The following is a 17268-nucleotide window of genomic DNA, read 5'->3' as shown; positions in this document are numbered from 1 at the left end:
CTTTCTTCATATAATCACATTTGCTGGTGTTCAATCTCAAGAACCACGCTGGATCTGGGCAAAAATTTCGTCTAAAATTTCTTGCGCTCCTTGATTACGTAAGCGCTCTGCTAGCTCTGTGCCTAGTTTTTCAGCATCGGTGGTTTCCCCACTGACGGTATCTTGAACGAGTTTTTGACCATCCACACTGGCGACTATACCAGTTAAGGTTAAAGTACTACCCTGAATCTCAGTATTTACACCAATGGGAACTTGACAACCACCTTCTAGTTCTCGTAAGAAAGCCCGTTCTGCCAAACAGCGATCGCGTGTTTCGGGATGTTCGATCGCTTTTAGGAGAGATATCAATTCTGCATCCTCAGCACGACATTCAATACCTAATGCCCCTTGTCCAACGGCGTGTAAGGAAATTTCCTTGGGGATAATTTGATGAACGCGATCGCCCATTTCTAAGCGCTGCAATCCAGCTACTGCTAAAATTAGAGCGTCGTATTCACCCGCATCGAGTTTTGCCATGCGCGTGTTTAAGTTGCCACGTACATCTTTAAAGGTATAGTGGGGGAATCGATGCCGTAACTGTGCTAGTCGCCGCAAAGAAGAAGTACCAATCACCACGCCTTCCGGCAAAGTATCAATTTGCCTATCTTTATATTTTTCATGTACCACCAAAGCATCGGCGGGATTTTCCCTTTCGGTAACTGCTGCCAAAACTAACCCCTCTGGCAAGCGAGTTGGCAAATCTTTGAGAGAATGAACAGCAAAGTCAATCTCCTTGTTGATCATCCCCAATTCGAGTTCTTTGGTAAATAATCCTTTATCACCAATCTTGGCTAAGGCTACATCTAAGATTTTGTCGCCTTGGGTGGACATAGTATGGACTTCAAAAGTAATATCAGGAAAACTTTTTTGAAGTTGTTCTTGTACCCAGTAAGTCTGAACAAGAGCAAGTTGGCTTTTGCGCGAACCAATGCGAATAGTGCGGGGGGGGCTGGAAACAACTGAGGTCATAAAGCAGTATGTCAAAAAGCAGAGATAAAGTCACTTCGATCTAGACTACCGCAGTGAGTGACGCTTCGGTGTTTCAGTAGGCGCGATCGCAATCAAGTTTATTCTTTCTGAGCTTTACGTTTCTTTACAGTAATATTTTTGAAAAAAGTTCTAGCCACGGTCACAAAATTGAAATCTGCTGTATTTTCCGCTCGGCCACACCCAGCCCAAAGAGTAGAATTCACAGAAAATATAGAAGCCATTCCCTTCTAAATCTACAGGTACTTGTGACTGGAATTTCCCTGTTATTCCAACCCTATTCCCTATTCCCTTTTAAACGATAGTCTTTAGGAGCCATTCCTGTGTGCTGTCGAATCCATTTACCGAGATGGCTATGACTACTAAAACCGCACAACATAGCAATTTCCATAACTGGTAGTTCTGTTTGTTTGAGTAAGTGCTTTGCCCGTTCTAGCCGTTGCTGAAGCACATATTGGTGAGGTGTTACTCCAATTGATTGCTTGAAAAGTCGAGCGAAGTGAAATTGACTCATGCCCAGCAATTTACCTAAGTCAGAGAGTTTGATCTCTTGAGCCAGATGATCGCTGATGTAATCAGTAACTTGAATTAGCTGGCGATCGCTTAATTTTCCATAATCTGAAGTAACATAAGGTTGGACAGCAGAATAATTTCTAAGTAAATGCACGGTTAGTACATTCGTTAGCGATTCAACATAAAGCTGTCCTGCTAGCCCTCCATTTTTCAGTTCCATCAGGAGCATCATGGCGATCGCTTCAATTTGGGGATTGCGAACTCGAAACTCTGACAACAATTCTGTGCGATCGCGATTAATTTCCAAGGCTTCTTGGGCAACTTGTTGGAGAAACTGCGAGGCAATCCGGATACGCAAGTATTTGTCCTGTTCGCTCCATCGGCAAAAGAACAACTCTCCAGCAGGAGCGATGGCGATATCACCTTGAGTGAAAAGACCAGTATAGCGGCGATCGCCCATTACTTGTAACAGACGAGACGGACGATTGTTCAGAGATATGCAGATTGTGTGCTCTGTTTGACTTTGGTACGTCTCCTGTCCCGGTGGTTGGCAAAATTCTTCAATCACAATGTTTTTCCAACCCTGGGGTTCACTGGAATAGATTGGAGGATGGAGTTCGTTGTTTGGCAGATGAACCATCTTTGTGGATGGGGGTGTTAATGCTTGCATCTGGCGATCGGGCTTTCTGTACACTAAAGTTTCAGGGCTTTTGGGATCAGAGCCTTTTCAGACTCAACAGGTAGCGGCGAGGAGTCGCCCACCAAATGTTCTGATTGGTGGATTCTATAACGCCGCTCCCGGTACTGGAAAAAGGGTACTGGGGACTCGTGACGCTTGGTTTGGGGGAAGAGATTCTTCCCAGTACCCAGTCCCCAATCACCTGTCCCCAGTCCCTTTTACAACTCGCCGCAAGATTTTGAGAGTTACGCAAGTTTTGAGTAGTCAGAAATTATTAATTTTTTTTAAATTCTAAGTTATGAATCAAATTTACAGCCAAGAGGCACTTTCATGGCAATTAAAACGTTTGCTAAATCGAATATCCGAATCGAAATCCAAGAATTCCTAAAACTCGCTGTTCCTTTAGCAAGTGCTCAAGTTGCCCAAGCTGCTGTAGGATTTGCAGATACTCTGATTATGGGGCATTTGGGGCAGGAAACTTTAGCCGCAGGTGGATTAGCATCGATTACCTTTCAGTTTTTGCTCAATACGATCGGCGGCGTTTTGATGGCAGTGAGTCCGCTTGTTGCTGAAGCTTACGGAGCAGGTCGAAAAACGCAAATCGAGCAGATTGCACGTCAAGGGCTATGGCTTTCGCTACTTTTTGCAATCCCTATGATGTTCCTGATTGGGCATCTCGATTCAGTAATGATTCTTTTTGGGCAAGCACAACAAACTGTGGCGCTAGCAGATAGATATTTAGATTTCATTTTGTGGGGAACTTTTCCAGCTTTGGGGTTTGCTATGCTCAGAAGTTATGTTTCTGCACTCTCTCAAGCCCGCCCAGTGATGACTATTGTTATTGTGGGAACACTCGTCAACGTTATCGGCAATTACGTTTTAGGATTCGGCAAGTTTGGATTTCCACGGATGGAACTGGCAGGATTAGGTTTGGCAAGTGGACTCAGTTTCTGGGTGATGTTCTTGCTTTTACTTGGCTACACGTTCACACATCAGCAACTCAAGGATTACCGATTCTTACAGAATTTTCATCGCCTGACACCACAAATTCTCCAGAAGTTGGTGTGGGTTGGAGTACCGATCGCAGTAACTATTACCTTGGAATTTGGGCTGTTTATAGTTATCACTTATCTAATGGGTTTATTGGGAACCGAGGTATTGGCGGCACACCAAATCGTCTTTCAAACTATTGTTGTGATTTTCATGGTGCCTCTGGGTATGTCTTTTGCTACGACTGCTAGAGTTGGTATATGGTTTGGACAGCAAAATCTTGAGGGTGCGCGACGAGCAGGGTATATCAGTATCTCGATGGCGGTAGTTTTTATGACACTAACAGGAATTATAATGCTCGCGTATCCCCAGCAAGTGGTTGGAATATATTTGGATATTCGTAATCCAGAAAATGCCAACGTACTCAAACTGGCAGTATCAATGCTGATGATTGCAGCCTTGGCTCAACTGTTGGATGGTGTACAAAAAACAGCTATGGGTGCATTATATGGACTTCAAGATACACGTGTACCAATGCTGCTAAGTTTACTGGCATTTTGGGGTGTAGGGTTAACTAGCGGCTATCTGCTCGGATTCTACTTTGCTCTTGGGGGTGTTGGATTGTGGATCGGACAGTCGATCGGAGTGGCGATCGCAGGAGTGATTTTTTTATGGCGCTTTCACAAGCTAACTTCTGCACATATGGCTACTCTGAAAATAAGGCAGAAGGCAGAGGGAGAATAAAAACTAAGCTCCCCGACTTCTGGTGAGAAGTCGGGGAGCTTACCGTGATTCTCCTTATTAACAACTAAGTTCCCAAGAAGTTCGGAGGTAACTTAGCGCCATTACGACCAACAGCAGGTATTTCTAGGAGTTGATCCCTAGCTTGTGTAGTACCGTCTTGGGTTCTGACATTGGGGTCAATAGTGACAAAATTCTGGTTGCCAGGATGACCGTTAGGAACAAATAATTGGGGATGGTCAAAAGGTGCTCTTTGAGAGCGGACTCGCTCATCGGTAAGACCTTTGAGAAATGCCACTAACGCCTGTTTTTCCTCTGTGCTTAGATTCAGTGGTGGCAAATTCCGACCAAAGTCCCCGCCGCGATTGTAGAAATCTATTACTTGTTCTAAGGTTAATTGTCCGCCGTTATGGAAGTAAGGTGCGGTAAGTTCCACATTACGGAGTCCTGGGGTTTTGAAGGCTCCGTCGGCAACCAAATCTTGTTCGCTGCTAGGAATAACGGGTGGATCTTCACCAAGTAACTCCTCAAAAGTTCCATTCAAGGCCAAGCGTGATTCCGAAAGCGGATTGCCGAATGCGTCATTACTACCTACACCAAGATCATCTAGAGGAGGTCTGACACCGATATTAAAGAAACCAGCGTCTTCAACTCTTCCTCCTGCAAATGGTGGCGCACGTCTAATTCTTCCTTGACTGTTAGCGCTGCTAACTGAGGCAACAGTCAATTCTGAGCCACCGTGGCAACCAATACAAATACCCTTAGTCTGGAAAATCTGCCATCCTTGCTGTTGCTGTGGTGTCAAAGCACCATTATTTCCTGAAAGAAATTGGTCAAATGGTGTTTGATCGGCAACTAGAGTCGATTCATATTCCTGAACTGCCAACCCAAAGAATAGAGAGAAGTTGTACTCCATCAATGTGTATTCGTTGGTATTTAAGGCACGTCTTCCCCGTCTGGGCAGGAATCTGCGCTCACCAGTTTCTGGGTTAATGCGGATGATGATATTGGAGTTCCACCACTCTGGCTGGAAAGCTTCCCTAATCAGATTTTCGTAACTTATATTCAGCCCAGTTCTAGGAAAGCTGCTGTAGCGACTGAGAACGCTGTCATCTCTTGCTACCTGTTGCTTGTTAAGTGGTCTAAGAGCAAGTAACTTCTTACCCAGCTTTCTACCAATGCGTTGAAATTGCTGATTATTGGCTGGAAGTGGTTGTGTTTCTGGTGGCATTAAGTCTGTTCTGCCACTGACAGTTTCACCCTCAGGATTCAGTACTGCAACTTGTTGACCAGTGTTGGCATCAGACACTACAATCCGGTCATTATTTGCGGATGCCTGTACTCGGAATGGTGCGATGGGAAGGTCTTCGGCTGCTGTCTCCAAGGCACTGAGTGGTGGGCCAACGGCTTGGGAAGCTAGAGAAGAATTATTGATACTAACTTTTACATCTTCAAGTAGTCGAGGTTGGCTTGCCTTCAAGACATAAGCATTAGGATCTCTTAGCCCAAACTGGCTTACACCATTAAATATGGGTTGCGCTCTTCCATCCCAAAAGTTGCGGAAGTTGAAGACTGAATTAATTGTGCTGGGTGAGTTACGAGCCGTTACTTGGCGGACATTTGTGCCTTGTACATTAAAAATGTCATCTTGAAGTAGAGTTACATTGTCCCTGTCACTGCCAGGAATGACATCAACAAATCTTGTCCTGAATACTCCCTGAGAGCCGGTGCTATCGTTACTGTCGGACAAAACTGTCGAAGCCCGATCGCCTGGATTTGCTAACTTATGGAATGGATAATCTCCTACCTGTAACTGATAGTTTGGTCTACCTCCTATATTGAAAGTTGTATCCGGGTTTGGAGTTTTATCGGCATTGACACGCGATCGCCCCGGATCGATTTGGTTTTTGGATCTGTTGTCTGCTCCGGCATGGAAATGACAGCTAGCACAGGCTTGAATGCCGTCTGTACCAAGTTGCATATCCCAGAACAGAGATTTTCCCAGAGCGATCGTAGCCGTCTTATTCCTAACAAAGTCCCCGATATTATCTGGTTGTGGAACCGTGATTTTACTCAACGGCTGTAAGGGTGACGTTACTTGAGCCGAAGCAAGATGCCCAGCAAGGATTGCAACTGTTACCAGCGCAACTATAGCCGTACCTTGCCTAATGTTTTTAGACAACCGAGATGTAATTTGGAACGGTTTTGTGAGCATTCCCACTGCCGAAAAGGCAAGAATTTCACTTAACTTTAAAAAACTCGAAATTAAACGACTAAAAACAGTAGTACTTTCATTCCTCTGACTTGCCTGAGCTTTGTATTTGAATTGTTCTGACTCAGACACACTGCTATACCTGTTTGCTTCAGAATCTTTCATTTTTCTTTATTTTTATAGCAGGAACGCCAAAATTGGCATCTGTCTATTTGTCGTTATGATTCCTTGTTTGTATGCCAGATAACATTTTTTTGTTATAGTTTTTTACAAACTATACTTTATTGGTAAATGCCAAGCTCAACAAAAGATGTATCGTTTTATCTTTTTCTATAATCATTAATCCCTATCAAATCCTTATAAATTACAGGTTTTGATTTTGAATTTCTAATAATTATTGACTTTATGTAAAATTTATGAGTGTGTACAATTGCGAGAATACAGAAAAGCAATATAAGTAGCAAAAGTGTCTTTTTTAGAAAATCGAATTACCTAGTGGTTAATCGCATTAATTTTGTGGGGTTAGAATCGAAACACAGAGTTGAGCGTTCGCAAATCAGATAATATGCCAAAAAGCACATAGTAAAGCTGACACAAGAACAACATCAAAAGTTAGTTGAAATAGTGAAAAAAGGAAAAGCAACGGCGAGAATGATTTGTCAGGCGCACAATTTACTAATGGCTGCATCAGGTGAAACTTCTGGAAGCGATCGCCAAAATTCTATACATTAAGTGTGTCAACAGTGGAAAGGACAAGGAAACAGTTTGTCCAAGAAAATTTGAAAAATACTTTAAGCGAGCGCTAGCGTCCTGGAAAACCACGTAAGCTAACTCCAAGGAGAGAGGCATTTCTAATGGCGACACTTGCAGTCAGCCACAATTCGTTAACAATCCACCAGCACAAACAGATGAAACCCACGCTCTAAGTGAGGCTCTCAACGCGATCATCAATATTATACCCCTGCGTTGCATTGTTACTTTTACCAGCACAGGATATACAGCCAGATTAGCTGCGGGTGAGCGTCCGAAACTACCTATCATTGCCTTAATACTCAACTCCAAAGTTTACCACCGCTTGAACTTAGTTTGGGGAATTCGACCGATTTTATTAAAACATGAAGTTGAGACATTTGAAGAATTGACTGCACAAGCCCAGGCTATATTGCTACAGCGTGGTTGAGTTGGGCTGGGTGACAAAATATTGATTATGGGGGGCATTCCTACTAAGCAGCCCCAAGGAACAAATTTTCTTAAGATTCACAAAATCGAACCTTCTTAAGAAGATTTAAATTGAAACATGACTAAAGCCAACGTTGTTGTTTAGCATACATAATGCTACCAATCACAATTAATGCCATCACGCCAAGCGCAGCAGGATAAGCCCAAGGTTGTTCTAATTCTGGCATATATTTAAAGTTCATGCCGTAAACTCCAGCAATAAAAGTAATTGGTAAGAAGACAGATGAAAGGATAGTCAAGCGATTAATTCGTTCACTAGTTTTGCTAGCAATATTATCGCGTTGAATTTCCATTAATTCTGACATCCATACTCTCAAAGTTTGATATTCTTGCGAGAGTTTATCGATGTGACGCACTAATTCTTGATTAAATAATGTCTTCACTGGTTGAGTGAGCCATTGAAGATTTTGGTACTCCATAATAGCTAAAAGTGATTGCATACTTTGAAGATTACGTCGTCCCAGACGAGTGGATTGCCTCATTGTGGCAATTTTTTTGTATGTGGATTCATTACCAGAATTAGCTAAAACTTCATCTTCTAAATTATCTAGTTCTCTAGCAATGTGGTCAAATACAGTATAGTAGTTATTCAAAATGTCATTATAAATAATATATACAAGATTATCAATTCCCCAATTTTTGATATCTATATTTTGTTTTTTAATGTTATTGATTAATGCGCTTAATATTCTTAATTCATTCGTTTCAAAAGTGATTAGAAAGTTTGTCCCAACAACAAAACTACCGCAAGCTTCCTCGAAATTATGATATTTAACTTGACGAGTCAGAACTTCGTAATTGTCAAAAAAGCAATCTTCTAAGTCTTCATCAATTCCTTTAGGAAAATGGTTGAAAATCATGTCAACACGGCATGGATCGAGTCCAAAGTACTTGACTATTCGGGCAATCGCAGTGCGATCGCGTAAGTGAATACAACGAAACCAGATATTGTGAGTGCGATCAATCCTTTGTAGTGCAGCATCTACTTCCCAAGTGTTACAGTGAAAAAACTCCAGATGATTCGCAGAAAAGGTAAGAAGCATTAGCATAAGAGTATTGAGAGCATTTGTGCATTCTTGATCCTACTATTAATCTCAAGTTGCCAAATATAAAAGTGCCTGCTCTAAATAGTTATCTTTGAGTAAAAAAATTATACTTACACTAAATTGAGATAAATTTTTTGTAGAGATGCACCAGAGCATATCTTTATAGATTCAAAAAATACTAGCTATGGTAATTTAGTATTATGCTTGTGGAAATTAGGCGATCGCCCTCAATCATAGTTTAGACTTTACAACACTTTCTCTACTGAAATAGCAGAATTCTCAAGTCATGTTCTCTAAAAAAACTGATATTCCTTGAAATCTTCAAACTGCTCAACTGTACCTTTCATCAACTGCTGGAGCATTTTTTTAATCAGACGCCAACAACAATACTTAATTACTGCTATCTTTCACTACAAAAACAACCAAAAAAACCTCGCTAAAATTAGCCGAGGTAAATTATAGAGTATCAATTAAAAAATACATACTCAAGTCTCAATCTCAAAATTCTGAAATACTACTCGACAGCCTTCACTTTCTGGACACGCACATATCAAACCTACCTGCACTGCTTCTTCCCCAGTTAGGCTCACTGTTTTTAGTGATGTGTAATTTTTACTATCAAGAGAGTATTGCATCTCTACATTGCTACCTCCTCGCTGCAAACACAACCACAGGTAAGGAGGATTCTTTATTAATGGCACAACAGACCAATCGGAATTATTATTTGTGACAACTACACTGATAAACTGCATACTATCTACAAATTCAATCGTGGATTTGAACCAAGTCTTCTCATCCACGCGAATCATTAGACCTGCTTGACCATACATATTATTAAATTCATTGATGATTTTAACTCTAGCAGTAAAATCACCCTTGACTTCTTGATAATAAAAGTTGCCGTTGTCGCGAGTGTAGCCACAATCAATCCTACGCCAAAAATCTGTTTTCGCTCCGGAAGTAACCGTGATTAGATCTTCTTGATTTTCCCAAGCCGGAGGTTCGTTATACCATTTCATCAGCATAAGGAAATTTTTGTTAAGTTTTTACAAGACTTACTCTCAAGTATAACTTAAAATTATGCATTGCATATTACTTGGCTAAGATTGCCATCCCAGAAGGAGGTAAATCTATTCGCACAACTGTCCTACCACTTTTGTGTTGAACCACAATTTTTTGATTTTCTGGAGGTTGACGTAATTCGGCATCACTCCAATCACTTTTATACAAAAAGGTGAGAGTTGAATCAATCGAGTGCAAGGAGCTATCGACTGTTACAAACGCTCCGCGATTTTCTAAGCCATGTGTATTTAGTGCGACCACTACTTCAGTATTAAACTGAATCTGCGACCAAGCAATTAATTCTCCTGCACCAGGGATAGAAAAAGGACGATTTGCAAAGGATGTTTCGCGCAAATAATGATGTCCGCGACGCAATGCTTTACCAATATTGTCCTGACGATTGCGAATACGTGCGATCGCAGCAATTCGCAAATAAGTAGGATGACTTGTGTTAAAAAAATGGCAACCTTCAGTCTCAAATGCACCAAAAGCACTGCCAAACATAGATTCGCGAACATAGCGATCGGCATAAGTACGCTCAGGTTCAATTCCATAGTCGTGATAACTCTCTGAGCCGTCAAATGCCTGTTCGGTTCCGTAATAAATTGAGGGAATCCCTGGCATCGTTAACATGACACCGACTGCATGAGCAACTTGCTCGTAGTGATAAGGCACGTTGCTGTGAGCAGCAAACCGCTGTTTTGTTGGACGAGAAGACATATCATGATCGTCCAAAACAGCAACATGATAAGTTCCAAGTTGACGTTGACTACCTGCAAGCGTATTGTCGTTGTAAAGACAAAAAAAATCGTTTGGGTGTGCCAATCCTTTTACTACTGCCGTTAATCTGTTTGGTGCCACTACAATATCTAACACTGCATCTAGATTCCGTCCAAAAATATCTAGATAACCTCGAACCATGCTTTCATCTGTTAACTCTCCCACCATGAGAAAGTTATCTTTACCAATAGATTGAGCATATTCATGAATAGCATTACAAAATTTCCGAGAGGCGAAGGGAGAAACGTGCTTGACAGCATCTACGCGGAATCCGTCACAATCACTCACAGCAATCCAGTACTGATAGACGCGAGCAAGTGCTGCGATTACTTCATCGTTCTCCAAGTTAAAGTCTCTAAGTTCAAAGAAATCTCCACGCCGAAATTCCACGTGAGGATTCATAGGATCTTCCCATGATGCAGCTTCCCAGTGTATGATTGCACCCGCACGATTATACCAGTGAATATTCTGAAATTCTTTAGGAAAAACACCATCATCAAGGGTAATAATTTCAGGAATACTGTCTCCACTTTTGGAGCGCCAGCCATGAATAGGATAGGCAGGAGAAAAGCGGTAAGGCATTGTGGTTTTGGGACTTCCACAACTTTCATCTTTGTAAAACCAGTTGCTGCCACTATGGTTATAAATAACATCCAAAATCACGTACATACCGCGTTGATGGGCAGCCTCTACTAAGTCTTGTAAGTCTTGACGAGTTCCAAAGCGTGGATCGATATCTAAAAAGTTTTGAATTCCATAACCGTGATAAGTTTCCAAATCCGTACGCTGTTTCCAAGGTGGATTAATCCAAACTGTAGTCACTCCCAATTCTTGTAAATAGCTCAACTTGTTTTCAATTCCTTTAAGTGTTCCACCATTGAACTTATTGCCTGCTGCCATCCACGCAGCTTTATCTTTCACTCGATACTTTGTTGGATTTTTATAGTCAAAAAAATCTCGCTGTGCTTCACAACCGTCACTAAAACGATCTGGTAAAAGTTGGTAAAAAAGTTGATCTTGCCAATTAACAGGGCTAGGATGAACTCTTCCTCTTGGTGTGAGATCCACCTCAGAGAGTTTTTGGGGAACAAGATCTTCGATTTTAGTTACCATATGATTTTGTCATTCTGACTGAATTTACACGTATCAAAGAGCAAACTGATCCCAATCTTTATTAATTTTTATTTCTGGCACTTCATCATTGCCCATACATATTAAATGCTCGACCTGAGCCTTGTTCTGGACACCGTGAAATGTATTCTCTTCGACAATCTGCTTGTGAGCTTTCCATTCGTATATATTATTAATGTCAACCTCTTCTAAAGCCTGGATAATAGCTTGTTCCTCTGAGCTTGCTGCAATCATCGCTTCAATCACTCCAGTAATGGGAACCCGTACTAGATATTTTTTCATGAATGTCTTTAAGTAGTAAATTACAATTAAATTCCGCATTCTCGGACTATATAGAACTAAATCAAGGGAATAAAGAACTGTTTCCCAGAAAATTGCAGAGGTAACTTTGATAATTAGATCTACTAGTTCCTTATAAATAGCTAGTTACAGAGATGAATAGCAAAATTTGGCTTTTTAAGCTTATGAAATCCAAATTAGTAATTCAGAACAGACTATATAGATTTACTGAGTAATATTTATACCGCAAGTAAGAACTTCTTTGATTTAGAGATGATTAGCTGTGCTAAATTGTTCGTTGCATCCCTCTTGCTATTATTTGTGCTTTCACTATTTTTTTCAAATTATATTTATTTATATCTTTGTAATTATTTAATTAAAATACAGTATGTTTAATCTATTTTTAACCCAAGCTTTATTTGAATTTAGGTAAATTGTTATAAGCAAAATTTAGATCGAAAGATATTTAAAAATATTAATCGAAAATATTAATCGTTGGTTTTTTATTAATTTAGCTGGATAATCCAGTTAATTCTGTACTAAGCTATGTACTTACTAAATTCTTATAATACCTCAATGAATAATCACATTCTTGGTATTGGCAATATTTTATATAAACATAGATACAGCAGATAGCATTCAATTAAGCCTTCTGATAAGCGCATACAAAAAATCTATTCTCAATAAGTATCAGAAGAAATCTTTATATTATCTTACTTTTATTGAGACTAATATGCTTTGAAAGAGATTTAGTCATAAAATCAAAGAAAATCTAAAGATTACTCTAGCTCTGGTTAGAATTTAAAAATTCATCAGTCATTACTAATATGGTGTTATCACTTCTTAATCAAGTTCTTATATATTGGATGTTTCTAAAATCAAAAATATACTGACGTTTTTGAATTGCATTAATTTAAATTTTCAAAAATCAATAATTCATGCAATACTAATTTTGAAGGAACTTCCTCAATACTAAATTAAGGAATTTTCTGGATTAGGCTTATCAAGAGAATTATTCGCTTCAAAAACAACTCAACTCATATTTAATTTTGAAGAGTTAATTTATGGTAGTAGCAACTCGGCCCGAAACAAAGCCTTTAAGTTCAGAGGAACTACGTAAGATTCACGCTTACTGGAGAGCATGTAACTACTTGGCAGTAGGCATGATATATCTACGGGATAATCCCCTACTAAAAGAGCCTCTCAAGCCTGAGCACGTGAAGAAGCGTCTATTAGGACATTGGGGAACAAGCCCTGGTTTAAGCTTTGTCTACATCCACCTCAATCGGCTCATTAAAAAGTATGACCTGAACGCTATCTACATGGCAGGCCCAGGTCACGGCGCTCCCGGAGTGCTTGCTCCTGTCTACTTAGAGAGAACCTATAGCGAAATTTATCCCGATAAGAGCGAAGACGAGGAAGGCATGAAGAAATTCTTCAAGCAATTCTCCTTTCCTGGTGGTATTGGTAGCCATTGCACTCCTGAAACTCCAGGCTCGATCCACGAAGGTGGTGAACTTGGCTACAGCCTTTCTCACGCTTATGGAGCTGCTTACGATCACCCTGATTTGATTGTTACCTGTGTTGTTGGTGATGGAGAAGCAGAAACAGGCCCCTTGGCTACTGCCTGGCACTCAAACAAGTTCGTCAATCCAATTCGTGATGGTGCAGTGCTGCCTATATTGCACCTGAATGGATATAAAATTGCCAACCCAACTATTCTGGCTCGGATTAGTCACGAAGAACTAGAAGACCTATTTCAGGGCTACGGTTATACACCCTACTTTGTGGAAGGGGATGACCCAGAAACCATGCATCAAGACATGGCTGCGACTCTAGAGGAGTGTGTGAACGAGATTCGCAAAATTCAGCAAGAAGCTCGCAGTAGTGGTGTTGTCAGACGTCCTCGCTGGCCAATGATTTTATTGCGTAGTCCGAAAGGTTGGACAGGGCCAAAAGAGGTAGACGGCCACAAAGTAGAAGGTTTTTGGCGTGCTCACCAAGTACCAATGGGTGCGATGCACAGCAACCCAGAGCATCTCAGGCTGTTGGAAGAATGGATGAAAAGCTATAAGCCAGAAGAATTATTTGATGAGAATGGTACTTTCATTGGTGAATTGAAAGAATTAGCACCAACGGGCAACCGTCGTATGAGTGCCAATCCTGTTGCCAACGGAGGATTTCTGCGTAAACAGCTGCTTCTACCTGACTTTAGAGACTATGCTGTTGCAGTCAGCGAACCTGGTAAAGTTGAGGCAGAAAATACTCGTCCACTCGGCAACTTTCTGCGCGATATTATGCGCAAAAACCCAACTAACTTCCGCATCTTCGGCCCAGATGAAACTGCCTCCAATCGACTGAATGCCGTCTACGAAGTCAGCAAAAAGGTTTGGTTGGCAGATATGTTACCTGAAGACCAAGACGGTAGTGAACTGAGTACCGATGGGCGGGTAATGGAAATGTTGAGCGAGCACACTTTGTTAGGGTGGCTTGAAGGCTACATACTTAGTGGCCGCCACGGCTTTTTCCACACCTACGAAGCCTTTGCCCACGTCATTGATTCGATGTTTAACCAACACGCTAAGTGGCTGGATATTTGCAAAAACGAAATTTCCTGGCGAGCTCCGGTATCTTCAGAGAACATATTGCTTTCTTCCACAGTTTGGCGACAAGACCATAATGGTTTTTCGCACCAAGACCCAGGCTTTATCGATATTGTCACCAACAAGAGCGCCGATGTTACTCGCATTTACCTACCTCCCGATGCTAACTGCTTGCTGTCAGTAGCAGACCACTGCCTGCGCAGCACTAACTATGTCAATGTGATTGTTGCTGACAAACAGAAACATCTGCAGTACTTAAGCATGGACGAAGCGATTAAGCACTGCACTAAAGGTATTGGTATCTGGGAATGGGCAAGTAATGATGATTGCGGTACAGATCCCGACGAACCTGATGTCGTGATGGCGTGTTGTGGAGATGTGGCAACCATGGAATCGTTAGCAGCGACGGCGATTCTGCGGCAGGAAATTCCCCACCTGAAGATTCGGTTCATCAATGTGGTTGACTTATTTACTTTGCAACCTCAGACAGAACATCCTCACGGGCTTTCTGATTGGGACTTCGATAGCTTGTTTACCAAAGATAAGCCAATTATTTTTAACTTCCACGGCTATCCTTGGCTGATTCATAAGCTTGCTTATCGTCGCACTAACCACAATAATCTTCACGTGCGCGGTTACAAAGAGAAGGGTAACATCAATACACCACTAGAATTGGCAATTGAAAACCAGGTTGACCGATTCAATTTGGTCATTGATGTGATTGACCGAGTACCAAAGCTTGGCCCTGCGGCTGCTTTTGTTAGAGAGCGTATGAAGAACGAAATTATCGAGAATGTGAACTACGCCTTCGAGAACGGTATGGACAAGCCTGAAATAGTTGATTGGAAGTGGCCGTACTAGCTTCAGCATGAATGTTAAGGGTTGGGGTTGTATTCCTCACCCCTAACTATTACAGCCAAGGTAGGTTGGATTGTAATCATTGAGGGTGATCGCTTAATCTCAACATTCTTACATTCAAAAAATATTCTATGAAGATAGAAAAACCAAACGACCAACCTCTTTCATTTGAAGATCTCAAAAATTTCGACAAACCAAAGGCTTTGATTAAGCGTGCTGTTGCAGATGGCAAGCTGTTTAAACAAGAAAAAGATTGCATTGATGTGACCATATATGCCGATAGAAAAGTTACGGTTGAGGAGCTAAATCTGTGTCAAAAAATTATCTGGGACAAAATCCAAAAAGGAGAATTGGAATATAGCTGGTGGTGAAAATTAAAATTTCAGACTCGCACTCACCAACTATTCAAGTTTAAAATTTGATCCCTCCCCAGGTAGACTATAGGAGCAGTTTAAGCAATGGATACTAAACAACTCTGGCAACGCTATCAAGACTGGCTCTACTATCATCCGGGTTTAGAATTGTATTTGGATGTCAGCCGCATACCATTTGACTTTGAATTTGTAGAATCCTTACAGCCAAAGTTTGAGCAAGCCTTTCAAAATATGGCTGCTTTGGAAGGAGGAGCGATCGCTAACCCAGATGAAGGTCGCATGGTAGGACATTACTGGTTGCGAAATCCAGATCTAGCCCCTACCGAGGAGATAAAAAAAGAGATAGTTGAGACTTTTGCAGAGATTGAAAACTTTTCCCAGCAGGTGCATACAGGCACGATTCATCCACCTGAAGCACCCAAGTTTACTGATATCCTTTCAATAGGCATTGGGGGTTCTGCCCTTGGCCCTCAGTTTGTAGCATCTGCTTTGGCCCCTAGTTCTCCACCCCTAGCGCTTCACTTTATTGATAATACCGATCCAGCAGGAATGGATCGGGTTTTGGATGGAATCAAAGACCGCCTCAAAAGTACTTTGATCATAGATACTAGTAAATCTGGTGGTACACCCGAACCACGCAACGGGATGCTAGAAGTCAAGCATATCTATGAAATTCAGGGATTGAACTTTGCTAAACACGCTGTTACCGTCACTATGAAGGGCAGCAAAATGGATCAGTTAGCTAAAGCTGAGGGATGGCTGGCAGAGTTCCCGATGTTTGACTGGGTAGGGGGACGCACCTCACAGATGTCTGCGGTGGGGCTGTTACCTGCTGCCTTACAAGGAATTGAGATTCGAGCGATTTTGGCTGGCGCTAAGGAGATGGATGCAGCGACGCGATCGCCTGAAATTAAAACCAATCCAGCTGCACTTTTGGCGCTTTGCTGGTACTTTGCTGGCGAGGGCAAAGGTAAAAAAGACATGGTAGTACTGCCCTACAAAGATAGCTTGCTATTGTTTAGTCGCTATTTGCAGCAACTAGTAATGGAGTCTCTCGGCAAAGAAAAAGACTTAGACAATCAGATTGTGAATCAGGGCATCGCCGTCTACGGTAACAAAGGCTCAACAGATCAGCACGCTTATGTGCAACAGTTGCGGGAAGGGGTGCCAAATTTCTTTGCCACTTTTATTGAAGTGCTAGAGGATCGCTCTGGTGCTTCTATAGAAGTAGAACCAGAAGTAACAAGCGGAGATTACTTATCAGGCTTTTTACAAGGAACTCAGCAAGCACTTTATGAAAAACAGCGGGGTGCAATTACAGTCACAATTCCCCAGGTGAATCCTCAGACAGTAGGGGCATTAATTGCTTTGTACGAACGAGCAGTGGGGCTATACGCTTCACTAGTGAATATCAATGCTTATCACCAACCAGGTGTAGAGGCTGGCAAAAAAGCTGCGGCATCGCTACTAGATTTACAAAGGCGAGTTTTGCAAGTTTTACGTACCACAGAGCGATCGCTAGATTTAAATACATTAGCCCAGCAAGTCGGTTTACCTGAACAAATTGAATCTATCTATAAGATAGTACGGCATTTGGCAGCCAATCAGCGTGGAGTCGTCTTGGATGGCGATCGCGCTCAACCATCTAGTCTGAGTGTCAGTTTGCATAAAGGCGATCGTCTCAATCAGGATAATTTCACCCGTACAACCAAATCTCTACAAGTCAACCGTTAAA

General features: G+C 41.6%; 12 protein-coding genes. 5 read left to right on the top strand and 7 right to left on the bottom strand.

Translation table 11 applies throughout. The annotated features are described in order from the left end of the window. Positions 1–36: 36 nt before the first annotated feature. Together hemC and QUB80_RS05570 are read right to left on the bottom strand one after the other, a co-directional pair. Positions 37–1008 (bottom strand): hydroxymethylbilane synthase, encoded by a 972-nt coding sequence (hemC, locus tag QUB80_RS05575; protein WP_289788491.1) that lies wholly within the window; start codon positions 1006–1008, stop codon positions 37–39. A gap of 295 nt (positions 1009–1303) precedes the next feature. Then, positions 1304–2233, bottom strand: coding sequence for a helix-turn-helix domain-containing protein (locus QUB80_RS05570; RefSeq protein WP_502875277.1), 930 nt, complete (start codon positions 2231–2233; stop codon positions 1304–1306). Positions 2234–2548: 315 nt separating this feature from the next. Between QUB80_RS05570 and QUB80_RS05565 the strand changes: the two genes are divergently transcribed. Beyond that, positions 2549–3952 carry an MATE family efflux transporter gene (locus QUB80_RS05565; RefSeq protein ID WP_289788490.1) on the top strand — a complete coding sequence of 468 codons (1404 nt, stop codon included), beginning with the start codon at positions 2549–2551 and terminating at the stop codon, positions 3950–3952. 64 nt (positions 3953–4016) lie between these two features. Here the strand turns inward: QUB80_RS05565 and QUB80_RS05560 are convergent, their stop codons facing one another. Then, positions 4017–6326: a cytochrome-c peroxidase gene (locus QUB80_RS05560; RefSeq protein WP_289788489.1), complete on the bottom strand. Its 2310-nt coding sequence runs from the start codon at positions 6324–6326 to the stop codon at positions 4017–4019. 682 nt (positions 6327–7008) lie between these two features. On the opposite strand from QUB80_RS05560, the gene QUB80_RS35040 reads away from it, so the two are divergent. After that, complete coding sequence (locus QUB80_RS35040; protein WP_353962228.1) at positions 7009–7341, top strand: pyruvate kinase alpha/beta domain-containing protein; 333 nt, start codon at positions 7009–7011, stop codon at positions 7339–7341. A gap of 121 nt (positions 7342–7462) precedes the next feature. Here QUB80_RS35040 and QUB80_RS05555 read toward each other — a convergent pair whose 3' ends face one another. The 4 genes from QUB80_RS05555 to QUB80_RS05540 form a co-directional block, all read right to left on the bottom strand. After that, positions 7463–8449, bottom strand: a complete 987-nt coding sequence (locus QUB80_RS05555; RefSeq protein ID WP_289788488.1) for a magnesium transporter CorA family protein — start codon at positions 8447–8449, stop codon at positions 7463–7465. Between the two features lie 482 nt (positions 8450–8931). Next, positions 8932–9471, bottom strand: coding sequence for a DUF1349 domain-containing protein (locus tag QUB80_RS05550; protein ID WP_289788487.1), 540 nt, complete (start codon positions 9469–9471; stop codon positions 8932–8934). A 67-nt stretch (positions 9472–9538) separates the two neighbouring features. After that, positions 9539–11401, bottom strand: a complete 1863-nt coding sequence (locus QUB80_RS05545) for an alpha-amylase family glycosyl hydrolase (RefSeq protein ID WP_289788486.1) — start codon at positions 11399–11401, stop codon at positions 9539–9541. A gap of 33 nt (positions 11402–11434) precedes the next feature. Beyond that, on the bottom strand, positions 11435–11740 hold the full coding sequence (locus QUB80_RS05540; RefSeq protein WP_289788485.1) for a hypothetical protein: 306 nt from the start codon (positions 11738–11740) through the stop codon (positions 11435–11437). Positions 11741–12762: 1022 nt separating this feature from the next. Between QUB80_RS05540 and QUB80_RS05535 the strand changes: the two genes are divergently transcribed. The 3 genes from QUB80_RS05535 (at position 12763) to QUB80_RS05525 (ending at position 17267) form a co-directional block, all read left to right on the top strand. Continuing rightward, the gene (locus QUB80_RS05535) at positions 12763–15162 is read left to right on the top strand and encodes a phosphoketolase family protein (RefSeq protein ID WP_289788484.1); all 2400 of its coding nucleotides are present in this window, start codon (positions 12763–12765) and stop codon (positions 15160–15162) included. 128 nt (positions 15163–15290) lie between these two features. Then, positions 15291–15530 (top strand): hypothetical protein, encoded by a 240-nt coding sequence (locus QUB80_RS05530; protein WP_289788483.1) that lies wholly within the window; start codon positions 15291–15293, stop codon positions 15528–15530. Positions 15531–15617: 87 nt separating this feature from the next. Beyond that, complete coding sequence (locus QUB80_RS05525; RefSeq protein WP_289788482.1) at positions 15618–17267, top strand: glucose-6-phosphate isomerase; 1650 nt, start codon at positions 15618–15620, stop codon at positions 17265–17267. Position 17268: the final 1 nt, after the last annotated feature.

The sequence above is a fragment of the Chlorogloeopsis sp. ULAP01 genome (assembly GCF_030381805.1).
Lineage (GTDB): Bacteria > Cyanobacteriota > Cyanobacteriia > Cyanobacteriales > Nostocaceae > Chlorogloeopsis.
This window is presented reverse-complemented; position numbering and strand designations above follow the sequence as displayed.